This window comes from Streptosporangiales bacterium (assembly GCA_009379825.1).
Lineage (GTDB): Bacteria > Actinomycetota > Actinomycetes > Streptosporangiales > WHST01 > WHST01.
Window position 1 is genome coordinate 26,218 of sequence record WHTA01000024.1, and the last position, 22,119, is coordinate 48,336.

General features: G+C 69.9%; 24 protein-coding genes. 5 read left to right on the forward strand and 19 right to left on the reverse strand.

Translation table 11 applies throughout. From position 1 onward, the window contains the following. Window positions 1-10: 10 nt before the first annotated feature. From GEV07_14035 to mftA, 6 genes are read right to left on the reverse strand one after another with little or no spacing between them, the layout of a single operon-like run. Window positions 11-817 (reverse strand): mycofactocin-coupled SDR family oxidoreductase, encoded by an 807-nt coding sequence (locus GEV07_14035; protein MQA03784.1) that lies wholly within the window; start codon window positions 815-817, stop codon window positions 11-13. A gap of 35 nt (window positions 818-852) precedes the next feature. Beyond that, on the reverse strand, window positions 853-1,707 hold the full coding sequence (locus GEV07_14040; GenBank protein MQA03785.1) for a mycofactocin-coupled SDR family oxidoreductase: 855 nt from the start codon (window positions 1,705-1,707) through the stop codon (window positions 853-855). A 23-nt stretch (window positions 1,708-1,730) separates the two neighbouring features. Beyond that, complete coding sequence (locus GEV07_14045; GenBank protein ID MQA03786.1) at window positions 1,731-3,653, reverse strand: mycofactocin system FadH/OYE family oxidoreductase 1; 1,923 nt, start codon at window positions 3,651-3,653, stop codon at window positions 1,731-1,733. A 9-nt stretch (window positions 3,654-3,662) separates the two neighbouring features. Next, complete coding sequence (gene mftC / locus GEV07_14050) at window positions 3,663-4,853, reverse strand: mycofactocin radical SAM maturase (GenBank protein MQA03787.1); 1,191 nt, start codon at window positions 4,851-4,853, stop codon at window positions 3,663-3,665. Then, a complete protein-coding gene (gene mftB / locus GEV07_14055; protein MQA03788.1) occupies window positions 4,850-5,140 on the reverse strand; it encodes a mycofactocin biosynthesis chaperone MftB in 291 nt (96 codons plus the stop codon). The genes mftC and mftB overlap by 4 nt, the downstream gene beginning before the upstream one ends. Beyond that, a complete protein-coding gene (gene mftA / locus GEV07_14060) occupies window positions 5,140-5,262 on the reverse strand; it encodes a mycofactocin precursor (protein ID MQA03789.1) in 123 nt (40 codons plus the stop codon). Before mftA ends, mftB begins: the two co-directional genes overlap by 1 nt. A gap of 149 nt (window positions 5,263-5,411) precedes the next feature. On the opposite strand from mftA, the gene mftR reads away from it, so the two are divergent. Further along, complete coding sequence (gene mftR, locus GEV07_14065) at window positions 5,412-6,023, forward strand: mycofactocin system transcriptional regulator (protein MQA03790.1); 612 nt, start codon at window positions 5,412-5,414, stop codon at window positions 6,021-6,023. Here mftR and GEV07_14070 read toward each other — a convergent pair. Together GEV07_14070 and GEV07_14075 are read right to left on the reverse strand one after the other, a co-directional pair. Then, window positions 6,010-6,795: a N(G),N(G)-dimethylarginine dimethylaminohydrolase gene (locus GEV07_14070; protein MQA03791.1), complete on the reverse strand. Its 786-nt coding sequence runs from the start codon at window positions 6,793-6,795 to the stop codon at window positions 6,010-6,012. The two genes, mftR and GEV07_14070, sit on opposite strands and share 14 nt — an antisense overlap. A 13-nt stretch (window positions 6,796-6,808) precedes the next feature. Further along, complete coding sequence (locus tag GEV07_14075) at window positions 6,809-7,471, reverse strand: TetR family transcriptional regulator (protein MQA03792.1); 663 nt, start codon at window positions 7,469-7,471, stop codon at window positions 6,809-6,811. A gap of 81 nt (window positions 7,472-7,552) precedes the next feature. Here GEV07_14075 and GEV07_14080 point away from each other — a divergent pair, with 81 nt between their 5' ends. The 4 genes from GEV07_14080 to GEV07_14095 all read left to right on the forward strand — a co-directional run bounded on the left by GEV07_14080 (window position 7,553) and on the right by GEV07_14095 (window position 10,958). Next, window positions 7,553-8,911: an MFS transporter gene (locus GEV07_14080; protein MQA03793.1), complete on the forward strand. Its 1,359-nt coding sequence runs from the start codon at window positions 7,553-7,555 to the stop codon at window positions 8,909-8,911. A gap of 54 nt (window positions 8,912-8,965) precedes the next feature. Then, window positions 8,966-9,499, forward strand: coding sequence for an amidohydrolase family protein (locus tag GEV07_14085; protein ID MQA03794.1), 534 nt, complete (start codon window positions 8,966-8,968; stop codon window positions 9,497-9,499). Further along, the gene (locus GEV07_14090) at window positions 9,471-10,097 is read left to right on the forward strand and encodes an amidohydrolase family protein (GenBank protein MQA03795.1); all 627 of its coding nucleotides are present in this window, start codon (window positions 9,471-9,473) and stop codon (window positions 10,095-10,097) included. Before GEV07_14085 ends, GEV07_14090 begins: the two co-directional genes overlap by 29 nt. Window positions 10,098-10,175: 78 nt before the next feature. After that, the gene (locus tag GEV07_14095) at window positions 10,176-10,958 is read left to right on the forward strand and encodes a PhzF family phenazine biosynthesis isomerase (GenBank protein ID MQA03796.1); all 783 of its coding nucleotides are present in this window, start codon (window positions 10,176-10,178) and stop codon (window positions 10,956-10,958) included. Between the two features lie 3 nt (window positions 10,959-10,961). On the opposite strand, the gene GEV07_14100 is transcribed toward GEV07_14095, so the two are convergent. From GEV07_14100 to GEV07_14150, 11 genes are all read right to left on the reverse strand, one after another. Then, window positions 10,962-12,194, reverse strand: a complete 1,233-nt coding sequence (locus GEV07_14100; GenBank protein ID MQA03797.1) for a hydantoinase/carbamoylase family amidase — start codon at window positions 12,192-12,194, stop codon at window positions 10,962-10,964. Between the two features lie 20 nt (window positions 12,195-12,214). Continuing rightward, complete coding sequence (locus tag GEV07_14105; protein MQA03798.1) at window positions 12,215-12,778, reverse strand: HD domain-containing protein; 564 nt, start codon at window positions 12,776-12,778, stop codon at window positions 12,215-12,217. 91 nt (window positions 12,779-12,869) lie between these two features. Continuing rightward, a complete protein-coding gene (locus GEV07_14110; GenBank protein ID MQA03799.1) occupies window positions 12,870-13,307 on the reverse strand; it encodes an SRPBCC family protein in 438 nt (145 codons plus the stop codon). A 27-nt stretch (window positions 13,308-13,334) separates the two neighbouring features. Next, window positions 13,335-14,177, reverse strand: a complete 843-nt coding sequence (locus GEV07_14115; protein ID MQA03800.1) for a phosphoenolpyruvate hydrolase family protein — start codon at window positions 14,175-14,177, stop codon at window positions 13,335-13,337. Between the two features lie 25 nt (window positions 14,178-14,202). Then, window positions 14,203-15,399 carry a UPF0261 family protein gene (locus GEV07_14120; protein ID MQA03801.1) on the reverse strand — a complete coding sequence of 399 codons (1,197 nt, stop codon included), beginning with the start codon at window positions 15,397-15,399 and terminating at the stop codon, window positions 14,203-14,205. Between the two features lie 84 nt (window positions 15,400-15,483). Continuing rightward, window positions 15,484-16,716: an acyl-CoA dehydrogenase gene (locus GEV07_14125; protein ID MQA03802.1), complete on the reverse strand. Its 1,233-nt coding sequence runs from the start codon at window positions 16,714-16,716 to the stop codon at window positions 15,484-15,486. A gap of 11 nt (window positions 16,717-16,727) precedes the next feature. After that, window positions 16,728-18,095, reverse strand: coding sequence for an MmgE/PrpD family protein (locus GEV07_14130; GenBank protein ID MQA03803.1), 1,368 nt, complete (start codon window positions 18,093-18,095; stop codon window positions 16,728-16,730). After that, window positions 18,092-19,312 (reverse strand): CoA transferase, encoded by a 1,221-nt coding sequence (locus tag GEV07_14135; GenBank protein MQA03804.1) that lies wholly within the window; start codon window positions 19,310-19,312, stop codon window positions 18,092-18,094. Before GEV07_14135 ends, GEV07_14130 begins: the two co-directional genes overlap by 4 nt. Further along, the gene (locus tag GEV07_14140; protein ID MQA03805.1) at window positions 19,309-20,481 is read right to left on the reverse strand and encodes a CoA transferase; all 1,173 of its coding nucleotides are present in this window, start codon (window positions 20,479-20,481) and stop codon (window positions 19,309-19,311) included. The genes GEV07_14135 and GEV07_14140 overlap by 4 nt, the downstream gene beginning before the upstream one ends. A 61-nt stretch (window positions 20,482-20,542) precedes the next feature. Beyond that, the gene (locus GEV07_14145; GenBank protein ID MQA03806.1) at window positions 20,543-20,971 is read right to left on the reverse strand and encodes a hypothetical protein; all 429 of its coding nucleotides are present in this window, start codon (window positions 20,969-20,971) and stop codon (window positions 20,543-20,545) included. Next, the gene (locus tag GEV07_14150; protein ID MQA03807.1) at window positions 20,968-22,119 is read right to left on the reverse strand and encodes a thiolase family protein; all 1,152 of its coding nucleotides are present in this window, start codon (window positions 22,117-22,119) and stop codon (window positions 20,968-20,970) included. The genes GEV07_14145 and GEV07_14150 overlap by 4 nt, the downstream gene beginning before the upstream one ends.

A 22,119-nucleotide genomic window follows, 5' to 3' on the forward strand; every position in this document is an offset into this window, starting at 1 on the left:
TGTAGTCGGGTCAGCGGATGGTGTTGCCGGCGTCGACGGGATGCATCACGCCGGTAACGTAGCGCGCCTCGTCGGAGGCGAGGTGCAGCACGGCGTTGCTGATGTCCCTGGGGTCGACCATCTCCACCGGGTAGGTGTTCATGAAGACCGGGCCGAGCGTCGGGCTCGACTCGATCAACGGGTTGAGGCCGCCGAGACCCTCGGCCATCGGCGTGTCCACACCCGTGGGGTGCACGGTGTTCACCCTGATGTGGTGCTCCGCGAGCTCGTTCGCCAACGACCGCGCGATGCCCACCACGCCGTGCTTCGCCGCGACGTACGGTGCGAGGAACGGCAGTCCCTTGATGCCCGCTGTCGAGCTGGTGATCACGATCGAGCCGCCGCCGGCGTCGATCAGGTGCGGGATCGCCGCGACACAGGTGTGCCAGACCCCGGTGAGGTTGATGTCCAGCGTGGACTGCCACGCCTGCGGTGTCACGGCGTCCCAGGTCTGGATGGTGCAGATCCCGGCGTTGGCCGCGACGATGTCGAGCCGGCCGAGCTGGGCGACGCCGTCGGCGACCGCCGCCTGCAACGCGTCGAGGTCCCGTACGTCTGCCTCGCTGGCGACGATCCTGCGGTCGAGCGCCTCCACATCCTTCACGGTCTCCGCCAGGTCTTCGGCCGTCGCGGTCGCGTACTTCAGTCCTGGCACCGGTTCCGAGATGTCCACTGCGATGATGTCCGCGCCTTCCTCGGCCAACCGCACCGCATGACTGCGACCCTGGCCACGGGCGGCGCCGGTCACGAATGCGACCTTGCCTTCCACACGCCCCATTGCGTGCTCCCTTCCGTCCCCCGGCTCTGGTGTGGTTACTCGACTGGTGCGTGGTTGAAGCCGGGCAGGACGGTGTGTCCGGCGTCGACGGGTACGGCGATGCCGGTCACCGCGGAGGCCTCGTCCGAGACCAACCACAGCGCGGCGTTGGCGATGACCTCGGGCGGCATGAAGCCGTGCCCCTTCAGGGCGTGGAAGTGCCGGCCGCCGCGTTCCAGGTCGGCACGGGTGCCGCCGGGATGGCCGGCCATCATGTCGTACGCGCCCTGCCAGTTGGTCATGCCGGTGTCGATCGCGCCAGGGCACACGGCGTTGCACCGTACGCCGTGCGGCGCGAGCTCGAGTGCGCACGTGCCCATCAGGCCGATCACGCCGTGCTTCGCCGAGACGTAGTGCGCGTAGTTCGCGCCAGGCTCGAGGCCGTTGACCGACGACGTCATGACGATCGCACCCTTGCCGCGCTCGATCATGTGCGGTGCCACGGCCTTCGCCGACTTCCACACACCGGTGAGGTTGACGGCGAGCATGTCGTCCCACATCTGCTCGGACATCTCCCAGAACGGTGCGAGATTGTGGATGCCGGCGTTCGCGATGAGGACGTCGATCTGCCCGAGCTCGGCGATACCTCGCGCCACCGCCTCGTCGAGCTGCTTCTGCTCCCTTACGTCGGCCTGGATGCCGAGCACGCGCCGGTCCAGCTCCTCGACCTTGGCGACCGTCTCGGCGAGGTCGTCCGGGGTGGACATCGGGTACTCCACCGTCGCGATCTGGTCCGCGATGTCGGTGGCCACGATGTCGGCGCCCTCGCGGGCGAGCGTGAGCGCGTGCGCTCGTCCCTGTCCCCGTGCGGCCCCGGTGACCAGTGCCACCTTGCCGTCCAACCTGCCCATCGCGTACCTCCTCGTATCGCGTGCTAGTGGATTCCCCCTACGAGCTCGCGCTCGTCGCTGATTCGTGCTGCGCACCTGCGGCCTTCGAGTACGGCCTCGAGCGCGGTGCGTGGCGCCACACAGTCGCCGGCCCGCGTCGTGCCTGGACGGGCGAGGTAGAGCGTCTCCTCGGGCAGCCGCGGCCCGCAGTCGACGAACACCGCGCCGGGCACCGTACGCCGTTCCCCGGTCCAGACGTCCTCGACGACCACACCATCGACGACGCGCTCCACCACCCGCGCGCGCAGCTCGCGCCGCACCCCCGCGCGCTGCAGCCGGGTGTTCGCGTCGGGCAGGTCGCCGGTCAGCGACAGCAGCGTGCCGACTACCGGGTCGCCGGTGACGATGGCGACCTCCCTGCCCGCTTCTGCGAGCCACTCGGCGACACCGACACCCACAGGTCCGCCGACCGGGTCGTGCACGACGACCGGCCCGTCGGGCAGGGTCTCCGCGCCCCGTTCGAGCACGCCGAGCGCGTCGGTGCCGTCGGACACGCGTGGCCGCGACCCGGTGGCGAGCACCACGGCAGTGCCGGACGCCGCTGCCTCGTCGAGGGTCTCGGCCGTCGCCTCGGTGTCGAGCCGGACGCCCACGCCGAGCCGCCGGCACTCCGCGGCCAGCCAGTCGGTCAGGAGCGCCAGCCTCGTACGCCCTGGACCGACCGCGGCCGCACGCAACGCGCCGCCCAGCCGCGGCGCGCGTTCGACCAGCCGCACCCGGTGCCCGGAGGACGCCGCCACGCGGGCACATTCAAGGCCCGCGGGCCCGCCGCCGACCACCAGCACGTCCCGGGCAGCGGCGTCGATGGCCCGCTCTTCTGTCTCGTGTCCGCTGCCCGGTTCCCCGATGCAGCTGACGATCGGGTTGCGCGCGTCGCGCACCTGGCACGCCTGGTTGCACAGCACGCACGGCCGCGCCTGTGCACCGCGTCCGTCGCGCAGCAACGCCACCAGCCGCGGTTCGGCGATCTGTGCCCGGGTCATCTCCACCAGGTCGGCGACGCCGTCGACGACCGCCGCCTCCGCGTCCGCGGCGTCGACCACGCTGCCCTGCAGCACCACCTGCGTACGCCCGTCCGCTGTCGCGCGCAGCTGCCGGCACAGCTCACGGTTGAACGCGGGCAGGGTGTGCGCGTCCGGGCGGTACGCCGAGGTCGAGTACGGCCCGCCACGCACGACCACGAGCAGGTCGACCAGGTCGGCGAGCGCGTCGACGTGCTCGGCCGCGTGGTCCGGTGTGATGCCCGCCCACGGCGCGAGCTCGTCGCAGCACATCCGCAGCGTGAGCACGTGCTCCGCGCCCAGCCGTTCACGTACCGCGGCGATCACCTCCCGGGTGAAGCGCAGCTTGTCCGTGCCGTACTCGTCGCCGCGCAGGTTGCTCAGCCCCGACTGGAACTGGCGCAGCAGCGAGAACGCACCGGCGTCGAGCTCGACGCCTGCGAGCCCCGCGCGCACGGCGGCCGCCGCGGCGTCGGCGAACCCGGCCACCACCTCGTCGATCTGCGGCTGCTCCATCTCCGCCGGCAGCTCACGGGTGTTGGCGTCGGGGAACCGCGACGGCGCCCACAGCACCGACTGCGAGTACGCGCTCGAACCCTGCCCACCGGCGTGCCCGAGGCCGGCGAGCACCACCGTGCCGTACGGCTCACACGCCGCGGCGATCTCGCGCCAGCCGGGCTCGCACTCGGCCGCAAGTGGCGCCCGTTCGTACGGCCAGTCGTCGGCGTGCACCGACGCCGTCTCCGTGACGAGTACGCCGGCGCCGCCGGCCGCCCGCCGCTCGTAGTACGCCGTGTGCCGGCGCGAGAACGCCCGCCCGCTGCCCAGGTTGGTCACGTGCGGACCGAAGACCACCCGAGACGGCGCTCGCCTACCCCCTGTCGCCACCGTCTCGGTCAGCCGCATGATCGGTCCTCAGCGCTGCACGCCGGCCAGCGGGCTCTCGTCACAGGCCCGGTCCGGCCGCCGGCCGATCACCACGGGTACCGGCCCGGTCGGTTGCCCGCGCACCGGACCGGTGTGCGAGTGGTCGCCGGACGGCCGCGGCACGCCGGCCGGGTCGCGTGCGGACAGCGCGGACTCGCCGAAACCCTTGACGCACTCCGGGTCCGGGCCGTCGAGCGGCAGCCCGGTGAAGAACTTCGCCGCCATGCAGCCACCGCGGCAGGCGTCGTACGCCGAGCACTTGGTGCACGCGCCACCGGTCTGCGGACTGCGCAGCTCGGTGAAGAGCTCGGACTCACGCCACACGGTGGCGAAGCCGCCCTCGTCGCGCACGTTGCCGGCGAGGAACGCGTCGTGGATAGCGAACGGGCACGCGTACACGTCGCCGACCGGGTCGATCAGGCACACCACCCGGCCCGCACCGCACAGGTTGAGCCCGGGCAGTGCGTCGCCGTAACCGGCGAGGTGGAAGAACGAGTCGCCGGTGAGCACCTGCTCGCCGTGGTCGAGCAGCCAGTCGTAGAGCTGGCGCTGCTGCTCCGCCGTCGGGTGCATGTCGTCCCAGACGTCGGCACCGCGCCCGGACGGGCGCAGCCTGGTCAGCCGCAGCTGCGCGCCGTAGCTGTCGGCGAGGGCCTTGAACTCGTCCAGCTGGCCGGCGTTCTGGCGGGTCACCACCACGGAGATCTTGAACCCGCGGAACCCGGCGGTCGCAAGGTTGTCCATCGCACGCAGCACGGTCTCGTACGAGCCGCCGCCGCGGACGGCGTCGTTCACCTCGGCGGTCGCGCCGTCCAGGCTGAGCTGCACGTCCACGTAGTCGCTGCCGGCCAGCCAGCGTGCGACGTCCGGGGTGATCTTGACGCCGTTGGTGGAGAACTTCACGCCGACGTGGTGCGTCGTGGCGTACTCCACCAGGTGCCAGAAGTCCGGTCGCACGGTCGGCTCGCCGCCGCCGATGTTCACGTAGAACACCTGCATGCGTTCGAGCTCGTCGATCACCCGCTCGCACTCCGCGGTGGACAGCTCGCGCGGGTCGCGCCTGCCGGAGCTCGACAGGCAGTGCACGCACGCCAGGTTGCAGGCGTACGTCAGCTCCCAGGTGAGGCAGATCGGCGCGTCCAGCCCGTACTGGAACTCGTCCACCAGCCGGCCGGTCACGACTCGCTCCTCGGCTCGATCATCGTCGACGCCGCCAGACTGGCCAGCGCCCGCTCGTACGCGGGCAGCTCCGCGGCCGGCACCCCCGCCGCGGTGCACGCGGCGCGGCCGGACGGGTGCTCGTCGAGCGCACGCACGACTCCGAGCAGCGTGCTGCTCTTCAGGAACGACAGCCGGCGGGTGCCGAAGTGGTAGAGCAGCGCGCCGAACCGTTCCGGGCGTACCGAGACGCTGGGGTGCAGCTGGTACGGCTGGTCGAGGTCGAAGTCGGCGGTTACGGCGGCCATCAGTAGACGCCGCACATCCCGTCGATCGAGACCTCCTCGACCAACTGATCGTCGGCGACGAGGTCCTCGTCGACTTCCAGGGCGGGCGTGCTGGGCGTAGTGAGGGTATCTTGCACGGTCACGGCGCACCTCCTGACGGCGACACACGAGCCGGCCCAGGGACGTCACCGGCCCGTGGGACTAAGTTATGGCACTCAGTGCCTAATGGGAAGAGATCAGGGTGGAACGATGTGGGTAGGACGGGGTCCGCAACGCCGGCGAGGAGGAGCGCATGATCGAGCGCAGTGAGCCACGTGCTGCCGGCGTGCGCAGCGGCCGACCCGCGGTGACCTCGCACGCGGAGCTGGCACACGTCGCGCTCGAGCTGTTCAGCTCACGCGGCTTCGACGCGACCACGGTCGACGACATCGCCGCGGCGGCAGGCATCGGCCGCCGTACGTTCTTCCGCTACTACTCGTCGAAGAACGACGTGGTGTGGGGCGACTTCGACGCCGAGCTCGACCGGATGCGCCGCTACCTGAACGAGCGCCCGGCCGACCAGCCGCTGCTCACCGCCCTGCACGACGCGGTGCTCGACTTCAACCGGTTCCCCGACGTCGAGGCACCCTGGCACCGGCGGCGGATGCGCCTGATCCTGGAAGTACCGACACTGCAGGCGCACTCGACGCTGCGCTACGCCGCCTGGCGCGAGGTGGTCGCGGAGTTCGTCGCACGGCGTCTCGACATCGCGAAGGACAGCATGCAGCCGCAGGCCATCGCCTACGCGTTCCTCGGTGTCTGCATCGCCGCGTACGAGCAGTGGCTCAAGGACGACGGCACGAAGCTGGAGGAACCGCTCGACACCGCACTCACCCTGCTGGTGAGCGGCCTCAGCTGCGACTGACCGACGGCACCAGCACCGAGAGGCAGGTAACGCAGCCTTCGAGCTTCTCGAACTCGCTGATGTCGACAGCCACCACGTCGAACCCGAGGTCGCTGAACCACGCGGCGGAGCGCGGCGCGGACGCGGCCATCAGCAGGGCGCCGTCGCCGAGCGGCACCACGTGACAGCCGGCCGGCTCCTCGACGTCGCGCCAGGAAGGGAACAGCCGCTGGTCGACCAGGTCCGCCAGCCCGACGACGGAGTCGTCGGGTAGCGCGGTGACCGCGGACTTCAGGTGCAGCACCTGGCCGAGCGGCACCGGCACCACCCGCCGACCGAGTGGCGCGACGATCGCACGCAGCTGCGCGATCCCGGCACCGTTCGTACGACCGCCGCGACCGACGTAACAGGTGTCGCCGATCTGCAACACGTCACCGCCGTCGAGGGTCCCAGGCGCCTCGATCCGATGCACCTCGAGCGGCAACCCAGCCACCACGTCGGCCACCGCGGCCAGCTCGCCGCGGCGTTCCTCCGCCCCCGGCCGCGTCAGCACAGCAACGTCCCCGACGACGACCACGGCGTCCTCGACGAAGACCGAGTCGGGACACGCGGGCGCCTGCTCCACCTCACGCACCGACCAGCCAGCGCCGCCGAGCGCGGCGACGTACTCCTTGTGCTGCCGACCGGCCAACTCGACATCCACCGGCTGCCGTTCGATGTGCGTCACGATGCCGTCGGCCAAAGACCCGGCCGGCGGCCGGACCAGAGCCACCCCACGAGCGCTGTTCGTCATGCCTGTCACCTTCTCACCCCGCGCCGACGCCCGCGCGTCGTGGCCGCCGCTTGAAGGCGAATGCGGCTATGGACGAGGTGACCAGCTCGGCGGCGTCTGGTGAACTCATGCCTAGCTGGCGCACCAATGCGACCCAGCACTGGTAGCTCGTTTGTACGTACGCCATCGCGACGGCGTCGTCCAGCGGTACTCGGAGCTGGCCGCGTTCCTCGGCCAGGGCGAGCACGGGGCGTACCCGTTGGATCCTGAGCTCGCGGGCGGTGGCGAGCGCCTCGTCCAGCTCCGCCGAGTCGCGGATGGTGATCAACGCGCTGAGCCTGCTGTCCTGCTTGGTGAGCTCGTCGAACCACTGTGCGACCAGCTCGCGCAGCACCCGTTCCGGCGAGACCTCCACCGTGTCGACCGGGGCCGGCGCGAGTGCGGAGAACTCCTCGTTGATCGTCGCCATCACCGCGGCGAGCAGGGCGTCGACCGAAGCGAAGTGGTTGTACGCCGTGCGCGGTGCGACGTTCGCCAGCTCGGCGACGGCGAGCATGGTGATGTTCGCAGTGCCCTTGTCCATCATGAGCTGAGTGGCCGCGGCCAGCAGGCTCTGCCGCGTGGAGTCACGCGCTTCGGCACGCTTCGCCATCGAATACCTACGCGCCAACGTCTCCTCCAGTCTCGTTACGTCCACGTATCGAGTATTTCGGAACGAACAATTGACTTCACAGTAGTGTGCAGTCAATTATTGGGCCACGCGTTCCGACAGGAGGCTATGCGGATGAGCATGGCGACGCCACCACCCCAGGACCGCCGGATGGCGAGGAAAGCCCTCGTCGCGGCGTCCATCGGCAACTTCGTCGAGTGGTACGACTTCGCGGTGTACGGGTACAGCGCCGCGGTCATCGCGACGACGTTCTTCCCTGCCGGCAACGCAACTGTCGGCCTGCTCGGCACGTTGGCGATCTTCGGCGTGACCTTCTTCCTCCGCCCACTCGGCGGCATCCTGCTCGGCCGGCTGGGTGACCGCGTCGGCCGCCGGCCGGTGCTATCGCTCACCGTGCTGCTGATGGGCATCGCCACAGCGCTGATGGGGCTGCTGCCCACGTACGCGTCGATCGGCATCGCCGCACCGCTGCTGCTCCTTGTGCTACGGCTGGCGCAAGGGTTCTTCGGTGGCGGTGAGTTCAGCGGAGCGTCCACGTACCTGGTCGAGTACGCGCCACCACACCGGCGCGGGCTGTGGGCGACGCTGTCCATGGCGACCGGTGTGTTCCCGTTCGCCATCTGCGGACTCGTCGTCTTCGGGGTGTCGGCGAGCATGTCGGAACAGGCGTACGGCGCGTACGGCTGGCGGCTGCCGTTCCTGTTCGCGCTGCCGCTGGCCCTCGTCGGTCTCTACCTGCGGATGAAGATCGAGGAGACCCCGGAGTTCCGCGCCGTCAAGGAAGCGGGCACGGTGGAGCGCTCACCCATGCGGACACTGCTGACGCACCACAGGCGCGCGGTGCTGCTGGTGTTGGCCATCGCGTCGCTGAACGCGGTCGGCTCGTACACCGTCACCAGCTACATGCCCACCTTCCTCACCTCGCATGCCCATCTTTCGCAGGCCACGGCGCTGATCGCGAGCAGCGCTGCCGTCGCCATCCTCGCCTGCCTGCTCCCGATCGCCGGCAGCATCGGCGACCGGGTCGGACGCCGACCGGTGATCGTGGTCGGCACGATCGGCATCGTGCTGCTCGCCGTCCCCGGCTACCTGCTCGCCGGCCAGGGCGGCATGCTCAGCGCGTTGATCGGCCAGCTGCTGATGATCGTGCCGCTCGCCGGGATCTCGGCCGTGCTCGGCCCGAGCATGTGCGAGCTTTTCCCCACGCACGTGCGCTACTCCGGCTCCGCGCTCGGCTACAACGTCGCGTACGCGCTGTTCGGCGGCACCGCACCGTTCGTGGCGCAGTCGCTGATCAGCCGTACGGAGACGCCCATCGCGCCCGCGTTCTACCTGGTCGTGTTCGGCCTGGTGTGCCTGGTGGCGGTGCTGAAGCTGCCGGAGACCTCACGCTTCTCGCTCGCGACCGCGGCGGTCGGCGACGAGGAACCACCCCACGTACCGATCAGTCAGGAGAATGCCCGATGAGTCGACTGGTGATCAGCGCGCGCTGGCTGCACGACGGGGGTAGGTGCCTCCCCGGTGCAGGACGCCGTACTCATCGTCGAAGACGGCGTGGTCACCGAGGTGGCCAGCCGAGCCGGTGAGCTGCCGGCCGACGCGGTCCGGCTGGACGACGCGACCGTGCTGCCCGGCCTGGTCGACTGCCACGTCCATCTACCGTTCGACGCGTCCGCCGATCCGGTCGCGGCGATCCTCGCCATGCCCGTGCCCGCGGCGACGTTGCAGGGCGTCAGGAATGCGCAGACGATCCTGCGGCACGGCGTCACCACCGTGCGCGACGTCTCGTCGCCGCACGGCATCTCGCTGGCGATCCGCGATGCGGTGGCGCAGGAGTGGGTCGACGGTCCGGACGTGCGGCCGTGCGGCACGCACCTGACGATCACCGGCGGGCACGGCTGCGCGTTCGGCATCGAGGTGGACAGCATCGACCAGATCCGTACGGCGGTGCGGTCGCAGATCAAGGCAGGCGCCGACCACCTCAAGGTGATGGCCACCGGCGGCGTCTACTCGCTCAGGCAGACGCCTGAGGACGTCCAGTTCAGGCGTCCCTGAGCTGCGGGCTGCCATCGATACCGCCCACGAGCGCGGCCTCACCGTCGCAGCGCACGCCGAGGGCGAGGACGGCATCAGGGCCGTGCTCGACGCCGGTATCGACACCGTCGAGCACGGCAACCAGCTGACCCCGGAGCTGGCCAAGCAGATGCGCGAGCAGGGCACCTTCCTTGTCCCCACGATCGGCGCGTTCACCTCGGTGGCCGCGGCCGAGGACCTGCCGGCGCCGTTCCTGAAGAAGGGCCGCGAACTGGTACAGGCGAGCGAACGCGTGATCAGGTACGCCCGCGAGTACGACGTGAAGGTGGCGATCGGCACCGACATCGGCACCGCCATGCACCTGGCGTGGGCGGAACACCCCGCGGCGAAGGAGACCGCGTACCTCGTCGAGATGGGCGGCTACTCGCCGGTGGAGGCGCTGCGCGCCGCGACGCTGCACGGCGCGCAGGCACTGGGCGTCGCGGACCGCAAGGGCAGCCTGGAACCCGGCAAGGACGCCGACGTGCTCGTGGTGGCAGGCAACGCCACCACGGACATCACCGCCCTGGCCAACCCGGTGCTGGTAATGAAGGGCGGCCGCGTCGCGCACCGGGCCTGACGGATCGCCGTCCGTGCCGGCCCGGCGTTACGCTGGGTTGCGGTCCTACGCGCAGCCAACCGGTTCGGGAGCCAGCGGATGACACAGCAGCCGTACACAGTCGTCGACGCGTTCACCGAGCGGCCGTTTGCGGGGAATCCCGCTGCGGTACTCGTTCTCGACGCGCCAGGAGACGAGGAATGGATGCAGCTGTTGGCGCGTGAGTTCAACCTGTCGGAGACGGCGTTCACTTTCCCCGAAGGCGACGGCTGGCGGTTGCGGTGGTTCACGCCGACCGTGGAGGTCGACGCGTGCGGCCACGCAACGCTCGCCGCGGCACACACGCTGTTCGAGCGCGGTCTCGCGGAACTGACGGTCAACTTCGACACCCGTAGTGGCCGGCTGGTCTGCCGGCGCGACGGCGAACAGGTCGTCATGGACTGGCCGACCGACCCGTGTGACCAGCCCGCCGACGAGACGGCCATCGCTCAGGCGATCGGCGTGCCGGTGCAGGCCGCGGGCGAGGGACGCCACTACCTGCTCGCGGAGGTCGCGGACGCGGCCACGGTGCGGAAGGTCGAGCCCGACCTCGCCGCGGTCTCGGCCCTCGGCTCGACGGGGCTGATCGTGACGGCCGCCGGCGACGGAACGGCGGACGTGGTCTCGCGGATGTTCGCACCGCAGTCCGGGATCCCGGAGGACCCGGTCACCGGGTCGGCGCACTGCTGCCTGGTCACCTGGTGGGCACCCCGCGTCGGCGACGAGCTCACCGCGGAACAGCTCTCCGCCCGCGGCGGCCGGGTGCACGTACGCCTCAACGGCGACCGGGTCGAGCTACGCGGCCACGCCGTCACCGTCGCCCGCGGCCAGCTCGTCGCGTAACCCTCAGTACGCCAGGTCGCGCAGGGTGCTCGCGAGGACCGACGCACCGACCGCGCAGTCCTCCGGCGAGGTGTACTCGGCGGCACAGTGCGAACGGCCGTCCACGCTTGGCACGAAGATCATCGCCGTCGGCAGCCGGCGGGCCCACAGCTGGCTGTCGTGGCCGGCGCCGCTGGGGATCGCGCGGTGCCGCAGGCCGTGCTCCACGGCCGCCGCCTCGATCCGGTTGCGGATGTGCTCGTCCAGCGGGGCAGGTGCGACGTTCTTCGCGTCCTTGACCACCAGGTCGAGACCGCGACGGTCGGCGATGGTCGCGCACAGCTCGCCGATCTGCGCCGCCAGCCGTTGCAGCGTACGCGCGTCCGGGTGCCGCAGGTCGACGGAGAAGTTCACCTGCTCGGGCACGATGTTCGTGCCGCCCGGCAGCACCTGCCAGGCGCCGCAGGTGGCCACGGCCGGCGCGCCCGCGGACTCCACGTGCGCGGTGAGCGCCTGGGTCATCTCCGCGGCGCCCTGCATCGCGTCGCAGCGCAACGCCATCGGCGTGGTGCCGGCGTGGTCGGCCCGGCCGGTGACCGTGATGTCGAGCCACCGCAGCCCGGTGATCGCCGTGACCACCCCGATACGGACCCCTTCGTCGTAGAGCACCCGGCCCTGTTCGATGTGCAGCTCCACGAACGCCTCGACGTCGTCGCGCTGCGCGTCGCCGATCGCCTGCGGGTCGAGACCCACCTCCACCATCGCGCTGGCCAGTGTCGTGCCTTCGGCGTCCACGGTGCCGATTGGCTCGTCGTCGCCGACCATGCCGAGCATCGCACGGGAACCGAAGAAGTTGGCCGCGAACCGGCTGCTCTCCTCCTCGCACAGCCCGACGACCTCGAGCGACCGCCGCGGCCGACCGAGGCTCTTGCGGAGCGCTTCGAGCGCGGCGATCCCGGTGAGCACGCCCAGCGCTCCGTCGTACTTACCGCCCAGCCGCACGGTGTCGAAGTGCGAGCCGGTCAGCACCGTGGCGTCGCTCTCTGTGCCCTCCAGCCGGCCGAACACGTTGCCGACGGCGTCGGTACGTACCTGCAGGCCGGCCTCGGCCATCCGGCGGCCGAGCAGCTCGGCCGCCTGCTGCCAGGCGCCGTCGTACATGAACCTGACGAGACCACCCTCGGGCTGCTCCCCCACTCGCCCCAGATCGGTCACCAACTCCTGCATCCGGGCTGCGGACACCTGTGGAACGGACACTGCGGCACCCTCCCTGGTGGTTACTGCGGCGAGCGGGTCCGGCTCGGCGCAAGCACTCTCCTGACCATCGGCTCGAAGAACCCGAGCGACTCGGACTGGTAGGCCGGATCGAAGCAGTTCTGGTCGTAGTTCTCGCAGAAGTCCACGGTCGCCTGGTACAGCGGGTGGTCGCGGTGCTTGTCCCTCGCGTTCGGGTCGAGCCCGACGTGATGGAAGTAGTAGAACCCCTGGAAAAGGCCGTGGTGCTTGATGATCCAATAGTTCCGCTCGTTGATGTACGGCCGCAGCACCGCCGCTGCCGCTTCGGAGTGGTTGGCCGGCGCGATGACGTCCCCGATGTCGTGCAGCAGCGCGCAGACGACGAACTCCTCGTCCGCACCCGCCCGGTGCGCCCTGGTGGCCGACTGCAGGCTGTGCTCCAGCCGGGTCACCAGGTAACCGGTCGGCTCGTCCATCGCCCGCAACCAGCCGAGCACGCGATCGGGGAACCGTTCCAGCTCAGCGGACTCGAACTGCTCGAGAAACGCGTAGTCCTCCGCGGTTCCGTCGGCCATCGCGGTGAACTGGACGGTCCGGTTGCTCATCGTGCGGGTACCTCCATGACGTCGACAGCGTGGCATCGCAGGCCACCTGGCGATCGTCCCACGCCGGGCACGACAGGGCCAGCACCCGAGGTCAACGCTCGAAACGCGACTGCAGCGCACCGATTCCCGTCGCGTAGACGCCGTTCGCGTACTGCTTGGCCAGGCTGGGCTCGTCCGCAGCCTCGGCGTCGAACCAGCAGCTCCACTCCACGAAGGCTGCCCCCGCGTCGGTCACCGGCGCGACCCGGATCGTGGACCGGTAGGTACGTACGGGGAACGGCCCTGGATCGGTGAACTCGTAGGTGTAGGTGCGGTCGGTGTCGTCGACCGCGAGCAGCCGCTCACTCACCGACCCACCGCCGGCGAGTGCCAGCGTCCGTACGGCACCGACGATGTCGTTCGTGCCCTCGGTGATCTCGCTTCCTTCGATCGCCGGGTGCCAGCCGGACAGGCCGTTGAAGTCGCGGATCACCGACCACACCTCGTCGGCGGACGCGTTCACCACGCCACTCGCATATGCTCTTGCCACGGTCGTCTCCCTCCTTGGCCGCCCCGGTCACTGCCCGGTGCGGACGTCGATCTGCTTGAACATACGCGTCTGCTCGGTGAGTGCTCGTTCTGTCGGCAGGCGCTCCATGCTGCTGGCGCCGTAGAAGCCGTGACAGTACGACGTGCGCGACAGCACGTACGCCGCGTCGTCCGGCGACGACACCGGGCCGCCGTGCACCAGCACCAGCACGTCGTCGCGTACGGCACGCGCGGCCGACGACCACTCGTCCACCAGCCGCACGCAGTCGTCGAGGCTCTTCGCGGTCTCCGCACCGATGGCACCGCCTGTGGTGAGCCCCATGTGGCAGACGATGATGTCGGCGCCCGCAGCGGTCATCGCCTCGGCGTCGGCCGCCGAGAAGACGTACGGGGTGGTGAGCAGGTCGGCGGCGGCTGCCGCCGCGACCATCTCGACCTCGAGAACGTAGCCCATCCCGGTCTCCTCCAGGTTGGCACGGAACACGCCGTCGATCAGGCCCACGGTGGGGAAGTTCTGCACACCGGCGAAGCCGAGACCGGCCAGCTCGCCGAGGAACCTGTCGGTGATCATGAACGGGTCGGTGCCGTTCACCCCGGCAAGCACGGGCGTGTGATCCACGACCGGGAGCACCTCGCGCGCCATGTCCACCACGATGTCGTTGGCGTTGCCGTACGCGAGCAGGCCGGCGAGCGAGCCGCGGCCGGCCATCCGGTACCTGCCGGAGTTGTAGATCACGATGAGGTCGATGCCGCCGGCTTCCTCGCACTTCGCGGAGAGTCCCGTGCCGGCACCGCCGCCGACGATCGGTTCACCGCGGGCGGCCATGTCCTGGTAGCGCGCCACCAACTCGGACCTGTCGAACCTCGGCATCGATGCCCCACCGTCTCTCTCGCAGTCAGACCGTGACGACTTCCCTGAACGCCGTCACCAGCTCGTCGACGAACTCCGTGTCGTTGACGTTGTGCGGAACCCGCACCAGCCGGCGCCGCTCGGTCTGCTCGACCAGCCGTTCCAACGTGTCGAAGAGCACCTGGTCGGCTTCTTGGTCGTGGAAGGGTTGCCCCGGCGCGTCCAGCATCGAGACGCCGCCCTCTGGCAGCAGGAACCGCACCTGGCCCTGGCAGGCGTTGAGCTTCGCCGCGATGAACTCGGCGATCTGCTCGCACTCCCTCGGTGTCGTGCGCATCAACGTGACCTGTGGGTTGTGGACGTACAGGTTCCGATCCCTGTACCGCTCGGGGACGGTGTCACGCGCACCGAAGTTCACCATGTCGAGAGCACCGCACGACCCGACGTACGGCACCTCCGTACGAGTGATCGCGCCCATGCGGTCCTCGCCTGCGCTCAACACACCACCGGCAATGTGGTCGCACACCTCGGTGGTCGTCACGTCGAGCACGGCCGAGACCAAGCCGTCGTCGACCAGCTTCTCCATCGCGTTGCCGCCGGTGCCTGTGGCGTGGAAGATCAGGCAGTCGTAGTCGGCCTGCAGCCGGTCCACGGTGGCCGTCACGCACGGCGTGGTGACGCCGAACATGGAAAGCGCGATCGCCGGTTTGTCGGTACCGGTCGGCGGTCTGTGTGCCAGCATGCCGGCGAGTGCGTGCGCCGCGTTGCCGAGCACCACTCGGGAGATCCGGTTCAGGCCCGCGACGTCGGTCACCGAGTGCAGCATGACGATGTCGCTCGCACCGACGTACGGCGCGACGTTGCCGCTGGCGAGCGTGCTCACCATCACCTTCGGCACGCCGACGGGGAGCTCCCGCATCGCCGGCGTCACCAACGCGGTGTTCCCCGAGCCGCCGATGCCGAGCACACCGCCGACGTCGTTGCGCGCGGCGAGGAACCGACGGAACGCCTCCGTCATCGCGGTGACCGACTCACCGCGATCGCCGGTGAACACCGCGTCCGCGCCACCCGGGTGGCATTCGGCGACCTCGCGCGCGGGAACGTCCACGGCGCCCGCCGTGTCGGTCGTGGTGCTGACGTCGACGGTGGTCACCGGCACGCTCGCCGCGCGGATCAGGTCGGCCACGTAGCCGAGCTCCGTGCCCTTGGTGTCGAAGGTGCCCACGACGTATGCCCGAGCCACCCGTCACCCCCAACCAGCGACGCTGCTGTTGCCCCCCAGAGTCTAGGTCGGGTGGCGGCCGCCAGCCAGCCCCTGCGCGCCGGGCTAGGTCGGCACCCCGTCGCGCAGCAGGCGGCGGGCGATGGTGACGCGGTGGATCTCCGACGCACCCTCGACGATCCGCCAGATACGCACCAGCCGGTAGTAGTACTCGATCGGCAGGTCCTTGCCCAGCCCCATCGCGCCGTGCGCCTGCAGGCACCAGTCGGCGACGTCGTCGAGCAGCTCGGTGCCCATCACCTTGGCGATCGACGCCTCGTACCTGATGTCCGTGACCCCCGCGTCGAGCTTGCGCGCCGCGTCGTAGTTCACCAAGCGGCAGGCGTGCAGCCGCATCGCGGCGTCGGCGATCCAGTTCTGGACGGTCTGCCGCTTGGCCAGCGGCTCACCGAACGTCACCCGCTGCTCGGCGTGCTTGAGCAGCAGGTCGAGCAACCGTTCGGTGGCGCCGACGCAGCGCGCGGCGATCTCCAGCCGACGGACGGAGAGCCTGTTCTGCATGGGGATGAACGCGTTGCCGACCTCACCGAGCACCTGGCCGCCGTCCAGGGTGACTTCGTCGAAGCGCACCTCACAGGGCCGGTAGTTCGAGATGGTCGGCAACCGCCGTTCCACGGTCACGCCCGGGGTGCCACGGTCGACGAGGAACGCGGTCATGCCGCCGCGCGAACCCTTGTCCGGGTCGGTGACCGCGACCACGATGAGGAAGTCTGCCCAGTCCGCCTTCCCGATCCACTTCTTCTTGCCGTTCAGCACCCATCGGTCGCCGTCGCGGTGTGCCCGGGTGGAGATGCCGGACACGTCCGAACCGGCCCCCGGTTCCGTGATCGCCACGCCGGAGGTGATCTCGCCGCGGCCGTAAGGCTCCAGGTACCGCACGCGCTGTTCGTCCGACGCGGCCGCGAGCAGCCAGTGCAGGTTCGGCGAGTCCGGCGGCAGCACGAACGGGACCACGGTCTTCGCCATCTCCTCGATGACCACGTTCTTGGCCAGCACACCGTGGCCCTTGCCGCCGAACTCCGGCGGCACGTCGAGACCCCACAGGTCCCGTTCCCTGGCCGCGCCGAGCAGCCGCTCACAGGTCTCGGGCGGGATGTCGCCGATCGGGTCGTAGAGGTACGAGACGCCGGGCTCGGCCTGGAACGGCTCCTCGCGCGCGGACGCGTGCAGCTCGTTCCTTATGATCTCCGGCTCGAGCGGCAGCAGCTCGTCGTCGACGAAGTCGCGAACCCGGGCACGCAGCTGCGTGGTTTCCTCGGGGACACCGGCTCCGGACATGTGATCGCTCCTCATCGCGTTGCCTCCACAAGATCGCCGAGCAACTCGCCGACACGGCGGTCGCCCCAGCCGAACACGAGCTCGCCGACCCGTTCTGCGGCGGTGGCAGAACGGCCGTACCGCAGGCAGTCGTCGACCTTCGTCAGCAGCTCCCCGTCGGTCAGCGGACTCTCCGCGCTCCCGCGCAGCTGCGTCGCACTGCGTTGCACGGTGTGGCCGCCGGCCAGCTCGACGCAGACCTCCGTGAGCCGCGGCCACTGCGGGCCGGCGTCGTCGGTGGCGGTCACCTTCGGCAGGAACTCCTGCAGCTCGGTACGGCGGACGTTCTCGTCGCGGAAGGTCGCGAGCCTGGGCAGCCCGTCGTGCAGCGCCGTCGCGACGGCGAACTCCATGCTGAACTTCGCCTCCAGCCCGGTCTGCGGGCGATGGTGCACGAGTGGCGCGATACCGCCCTCGTTCGTACGCACTACGACGCGTTCGACGTCGGCGGGTGGCAGCCGGTGTTCACTGCGGAGGTCGAGGATGATGTCGAGCGCACGGTGCGTCGCGTAGCAGCAGGGGTACTTCTTCACGTCGAGCCCGCTGGACGCCAGCTCGCCCGAGCCGGCGCCGAGACCGGCCAGCTCGGTTGCCAGCGCTTCCACGTGGCCGGCGCCGCCGTAGAGCGGGGCGAAGCCGCCGACCGACCCCTCGAGTGCCTGCTCGGCGGCCGTCAGACCGGCCTGCGCCAACCGCATCGAACGCACGGCCTCCGCCGCGGCGGCACCGACCTGGAACGACTTCGTCATCGTGCCGAAGCTCGCCTTCGTCCCCGCAGCCCGCGCCGCCGCGACGCCTACCGCATGGGTGGTCTCCGCAGCCGTCAGGGCGGCCAGGTGGCTCGCACCTGCGGCCGCGCCGATGGCGCCCATGGTCGCCGTGGAGTGCCAGCCCGCCGCGTAGTGCTCGACCGCGAACGCCTTGGCGAGCTTGCAGATCACCTCGAAGCCGACCGCGTACGACGCGGCGAGCTGCCGGCCGTCGGCGCCCTCTTCCTCCGCGACGGCGACGAGCGCGGGCAGCAGCACGACCGTCGGGTGCCCACGCAGTGGGCTGGTCACGTCGTCGTAGTCGAGTACATGGGCCATCGAGGCGTTGACCATGGCGGCCGCCTCTGCGGTGTGCCTGCGGCCGGACGACCAGTCCGTCGCCGGCCCTTCGCCACCTGGCGCGTACCGTTCGAGTACGTCGCGGAGCGGGTGCCCGTTCGCCGCGAGCCGCACGGCGTACGTGTCGAGGAAAGCGCGCGCCACCAGATGCACCAAGGCGTCGTCCGACGCACGCTGTGGTACGGACGCGGCCCATGCCGCGATCCTGGTGCTCGCCGTGGTCCCCGTCATGTGAGTACACCCGCTTCGGTCAGCCGGTCGATCTCGGCATCGGCTAGCCCGAGCACGTCACGGCAGATCTCCCTGGTGTGCTGACCGAGCAACGGCGCCGGCCGCTCGAACCTGGTCGGAGTGCCGGAGAACCGGAAAGGCGGCGCGTTGTAGAGCGTCTCGCCCATTTCCGGATGGTCCAGGCGTACCCAGTGCTCACGCCAGCGCAGCTGCGGGTCGTCGTCAACCAGGTCGGCAACGGACTGCACGACGCCGGCGGCGACCCCCGCTCGCAGCAGGTGGTCGGCGGTCTCCGCCGCGTCCCTGTCGGCCAGCAGCCGCGCGAGCAGGTCGTCCAAAGTGTCCCTGTCGCGCCATCGCGCTGCCGCGTCCGCCCAGTCGGAAACGCACTGCGCGTCGTCGATGCCGAGCACCGTACGCAGCTTCTGCCACGCATCGTCGTCCGTCACGGAGATGGCGAGCCAGCTGTCCTCCCCGCTGCACCGGTACACGCCGTGCGGTGCATAAGACCGGTGCTGGTTCCCGAGCGGACCGGGATCGTGGCCGTTGACGGTGTGTTCGAGAAGTGAAGGCGCCAGCATGGCGATCGTGGGCTCGGTCTGCGCGATGTCGACGAACTGCCCGCGACCCGTACGCCGCTTGTGCCGCAACGCCGCCAGTACGGCGAACGCCGCATGGCACGGGTTCGGTACGTGGTCCGGGTAGTTGGTTCCCGTGCCCGCAGGCGGATGCCCGGGGAGCCCGGTCAGGTGATGCAGGCCAACCAGCGCGCCGATCGTCTGCCCGTAGCCGAGGTAGTCACGCTCCGGTCCCGCCGCCCCCTGCATGGACATGGCCAGGTAGACCACGCCGGGGTTGATCTCGCGCACCTGCTCGTAGCCGAGCCCGAAGCGCTCCATCACGCCCGGCGTGAAGTTGTTCGATACGACGTCACAACTCGCGACCAACCGGCGGGCGAGCTGCTGCCCCTCGTCGGTCTTCATGTTCAGCGTCAGGCTGCGCTTGTTCGTGTTGCGGTCGGCGAAGTAGCCGCTCCTGTTGACGTCCTTCCTGCCGTCCTTGAACGGCGGGCTCAACCGGATGCCGTCGATCTTGCTGTTGCTCTCGATCTTTATGACGTCGGCGCCGTGGTCGGCGAGGATCTTCGTCGCGAACGAGCCCGCACCCACCCAGCAGAAGTCGACCACCCTGATGCCGCTCAGCGGTAGCGCTGTCATTCGATCACTCCCTCGACCCGCAGCGCCGACAGCTCGTCCGCGTAACCCGCCGCGCTCAACACCTCGTCGGTGTGCTGCCCGAGCGACGGCGCCAGACCACGCAGCCGCCAAGGCGTCTCCGACAGGACGTACGGAGCGCCAGGCACCTGCACACCCGAACGGCCGAACGCGGGGATGGAAACGAAGAACTCGCGGTACGCGAGCTGCCGGTTCCGCACCACCTCGGCCGGGCTGCTCACCGGGCACAGCGGAACCCGCCACCGCTGCGCTTCCTCGTACAGGTGCGCCTTCGTGCGCGCACGAGCGTACGGCTCGAACACCGCGGCGAACGTCGACTTCGCCGCCTCGGACTCGACGAACTCCCTGGCGTCCCACTCGTCGCCACCGAGCTGCTCGACGCCGTCGACCTGCTCGGCGGTCAACCACGCCACCAGGTTGCGCCAGAACCTGTTGCCGCCGATACCGGCGCCGATCAGGTAGATGTAGCCGTCGGCGCAAGGGAAGACGCCGTAGCCGGCGCTGCGCTGCTGCCCCGCATGCCGCCGGCGGACCACACCTTCGAGGTCGTAGAACTGCACGGCGTTCTCCAGCGCCATCGTCACGCACTCCTGCACGGAGACATCGACGTGCTGGCCCCTGCCGGTCAGCTCCGCACCCGTCACCGCGAGCATCGAAGAGACGGCGGCGAACAGGTTCGCGACCGCGTACGCCTGGTCGTCCGCCGGACGTACCGGCGGGCCGTCGGCATACCCGGCCAGCTGCAGCAGCCCGCCCATGGCCAGACAGGTCAGGTCGTCGGCGGGATAGTCGGCGTACGGACCGGTCTGCCCGAAAGCGGTGATGCTCGTCGTCACCAGGGCGGGGTTCTTCGCGCCGAGCGAGGCGTGGTCGAGGCCGCGCTCGCGCATCGTCCCAGGCGACTCGGTCTCGATCACCAGGTCGGCGTCGGCTGCCAGCTCGCGCAGGATCTCCTGCCCGCGCGCGGTGTCCAGGTTCAGCTGGACGCCGCGCTTGCTCGTGTTGTGGGCGAAGAACGTCAGGCTGTTCTCGACGCCGGGCTCGTCGCCGGCGAACGGCGGCAGCCGACGTGAAGGCGAGCCGTCGAGCGGCTCCACGAGTACGACGTCTGCGCCCAGTTCGGCGAAGAGCTTGCCGCAGTAGTTGCCCATCTGCCCGGCCAGGTCGAGCACCCGCAGACCTTCGAGTGCGCCGACCTCGACCGAGCCAGGCTCAGGCACCGGCAGCCGCCGTGAGCCGGAAGCGAGGCAGGGTCACCTCGTCGGTGACCTCGTCGAAGGTGATGCTGACCGGATCACCCACCCGTGGCTGGTCGTTCGGCACGCCGACGATGTTGCTGAACATCCGTGGCCCCTCACACATCTGCACGAGAGCGACGTTGTACGGCACGTCGTCGGCGAACGCCTCGTTGTAGACCTGGTGGAAGACGATGTACGAGTAGATCTCCCCGTCACCGCTGAGCTCTGCCCAGTCGAACCCGCCGCTGAGGCACTGCGCGCAGTACGGGCTGATCGGGTAGCGGATGTGCGCACACTCGCTACACCGCTGCATCACCAGCCGATGCTCGCGAAGAGCACTCCAGAACGGTTCATTCGCCTCACTGATCTCCGGCAACGGCTTGTCGTAACCCGCCATCGTCACAGCCCACCTTTGCTGAGAATCATCGCGGTCGAGCAGTTCAACGTCATACCGCGGCCGGTGACCAGGCACACCTCGGCCGAAGGCACCTGCCGCTCCCCGCAGCCGCCGCGCATCTGACGCACACCCTCGACGATGTGCAGCCAACCCTCCATGTACGACTCGGAGAGGTTCCCGCCCGCCGTGTTCACCGGCAGCTCGCCACCCAGCTGGATGCGGCCACCTTCCACGAACGAGCCACCCTCACCGACGTCGCAAAAGCCGCCGTGTTCCAGCCACAGCGGGACGCTGATGGTGAAGTTGTCGTAGAGCTGCGCAACATCGACGTCGCGCGGCCCGACCCCGGCCATGGCGTACGCCCGGTCGAGAGCGGACTTCTGGTGCGGGACGTACCACCAGTCCGGCTTCTCCAGCGTCTGCGCCGTATAGGCCTGGGCGACACCGGACAGGTACACCGGCGGCTGTTTGTAGTGCTTCGCGCGGTCCGCCGACGAGACGATGATGCAGACACCGCCGTCGCTGATCAGACAGCAGTCCAGCAACCGCAACGGTTCCACGATGTACCGCGACGCCTGGTGGTCGGCCACGGTGATCGGCTTGCGCATAACGGCGTTCGGGTTGAGCGACGCGTGGTACCGGCACGCGACCGCCACCTCGGCGAGCTGTTCGCTCGTGGTGCCGTAGAGGGCCATGTGCCTGCTCGCCGCGACGGCACTGTTCGCGGCGGCGCCCATCATGCCCCAGATCCCCCACGAGTCGCTCCAGCCGGAGGCACGGCTGAACCGCGAACCGCCTGTCTTCGCCGCATCGCCGAAGACGCACGCCACGTTCGTCGCCGCGCCCGTAGCCACCGCCATCGCCGCCGTGTGCACGAGCGCACCGGCGGTGCCGCCACCCATGGACATGCTGCCGGTGACCACCGGGTCGATGCCGAGTGTCTCACCGAGCCGCAGGTAGTTCAGCGGCCCTTCCGGCGCCGTGGTGCCGGGAAAGGTGAGCAACCCGTCGATCTCGTCCTTGGCCAGGCCGGCGTCGTCCATTGCCGCCTTGAACGCGTCCACGGCCAGGTTCAGCTGTGTGCTGCCAGGTAGCTTCCCCTGTGGAGTCGCACCGACCCCGACGATGGCTGTCCGATCCTTCAACGATTCCAC

Excerpts from the sequence above, each read along its gene's own strand:
- GEV07_14125 (MQA03802.1), bottom strand. The coding sequence starts at position 16,716 with ATGTCCGGAGCCGGTGTCCCCGAGGAAACCACGCAGCTGCGTGCCCGG.
- GEV07_14045 (MQA03786.1), bottom strand. The coding sequence starts at position 3,653 with ATGCGGCTGACCGAGACGGTGGCGACAGGGGGTAGGCGAGCGCCGTCT.
- mftB (MQA03788.1), bottom strand. The coding sequence starts at position 5,140 with ATGGCCGCCGTAACCGCCGACTTCGACCTCGACCAGCCGTACCAGCTG.
- GEV07_14130 (MQA03803.1), bottom strand. The coding sequence starts at position 18,095 with ATGACGGGGACCACGGCGAGCACCAGGATCGCGGCATGGGCCGCGTCC.
- GEV07_14040 (MQA03785.1), bottom strand. The coding sequence starts at position 1,707 with ATGGGCAGGTTGGACGGCAAGGTGGCACTGGTCACCGGGGCCGCACGG.
- GEV07_14035 (MQA03784.1), bottom strand. The coding sequence starts at position 817 with ATGGGGCGTGTGGAAGGCAAGGTCGCATTCGTGACCGGCGCCGCCCGT.
- mftR (MQA03790.1), top strand. The coding sequence starts at position 5,412 with ATGATCGAGCGCAGTGAGCCACGTGCTGCCGGCGTGCGCAGCGGCCGA.
- GEV07_14105 (MQA03798.1), bottom strand. The coding sequence starts at position 12,778 with ATGAGCAACCGGACCGTCCAGTTCACCGCGATGGCCGACGGAACCGCG.
- GEV07_14095 (MQA03796.1), top strand. The coding sequence starts at position 10,176 with ATGACACAGCAGCCGTACACAGTCGTCGACGCGTTCACCGAGCGGCCG.
- GEV07_14140 (MQA03805.1), bottom strand. The coding sequence starts at position 20,481 with ATGGGCAACTACTGCGGCAAGCTCTTCGCCGAACTGGGCGCAGACGTC.
- GEV07_14135 (MQA03804.1), bottom strand. The coding sequence starts at position 19,312 with ATGACAGCGCTACCGCTGAGCGGCATCAGGGTGGTCGACTTCTGCTGG.
- GEV07_14070 (MQA03791.1), bottom strand. The coding sequence starts at position 6,795 with ATGACGAACAGCGCTCGTGGGGTGGCTCTGGTCCGGCCGCCGGCCGGG.
- GEV07_14080 (MQA03793.1), top strand. The coding sequence starts at position 7,553 with ATGCGGATGAGCATGGCGACGCCACCACCCCAGGACCGCCGGATGGCG.
- GEV07_14115 (MQA03800.1), bottom strand. The coding sequence starts at position 14,177 with ATGCCGAGGTTCGACAGGTCCGAGTTGGTGGCGCGCTACCAGGACATG.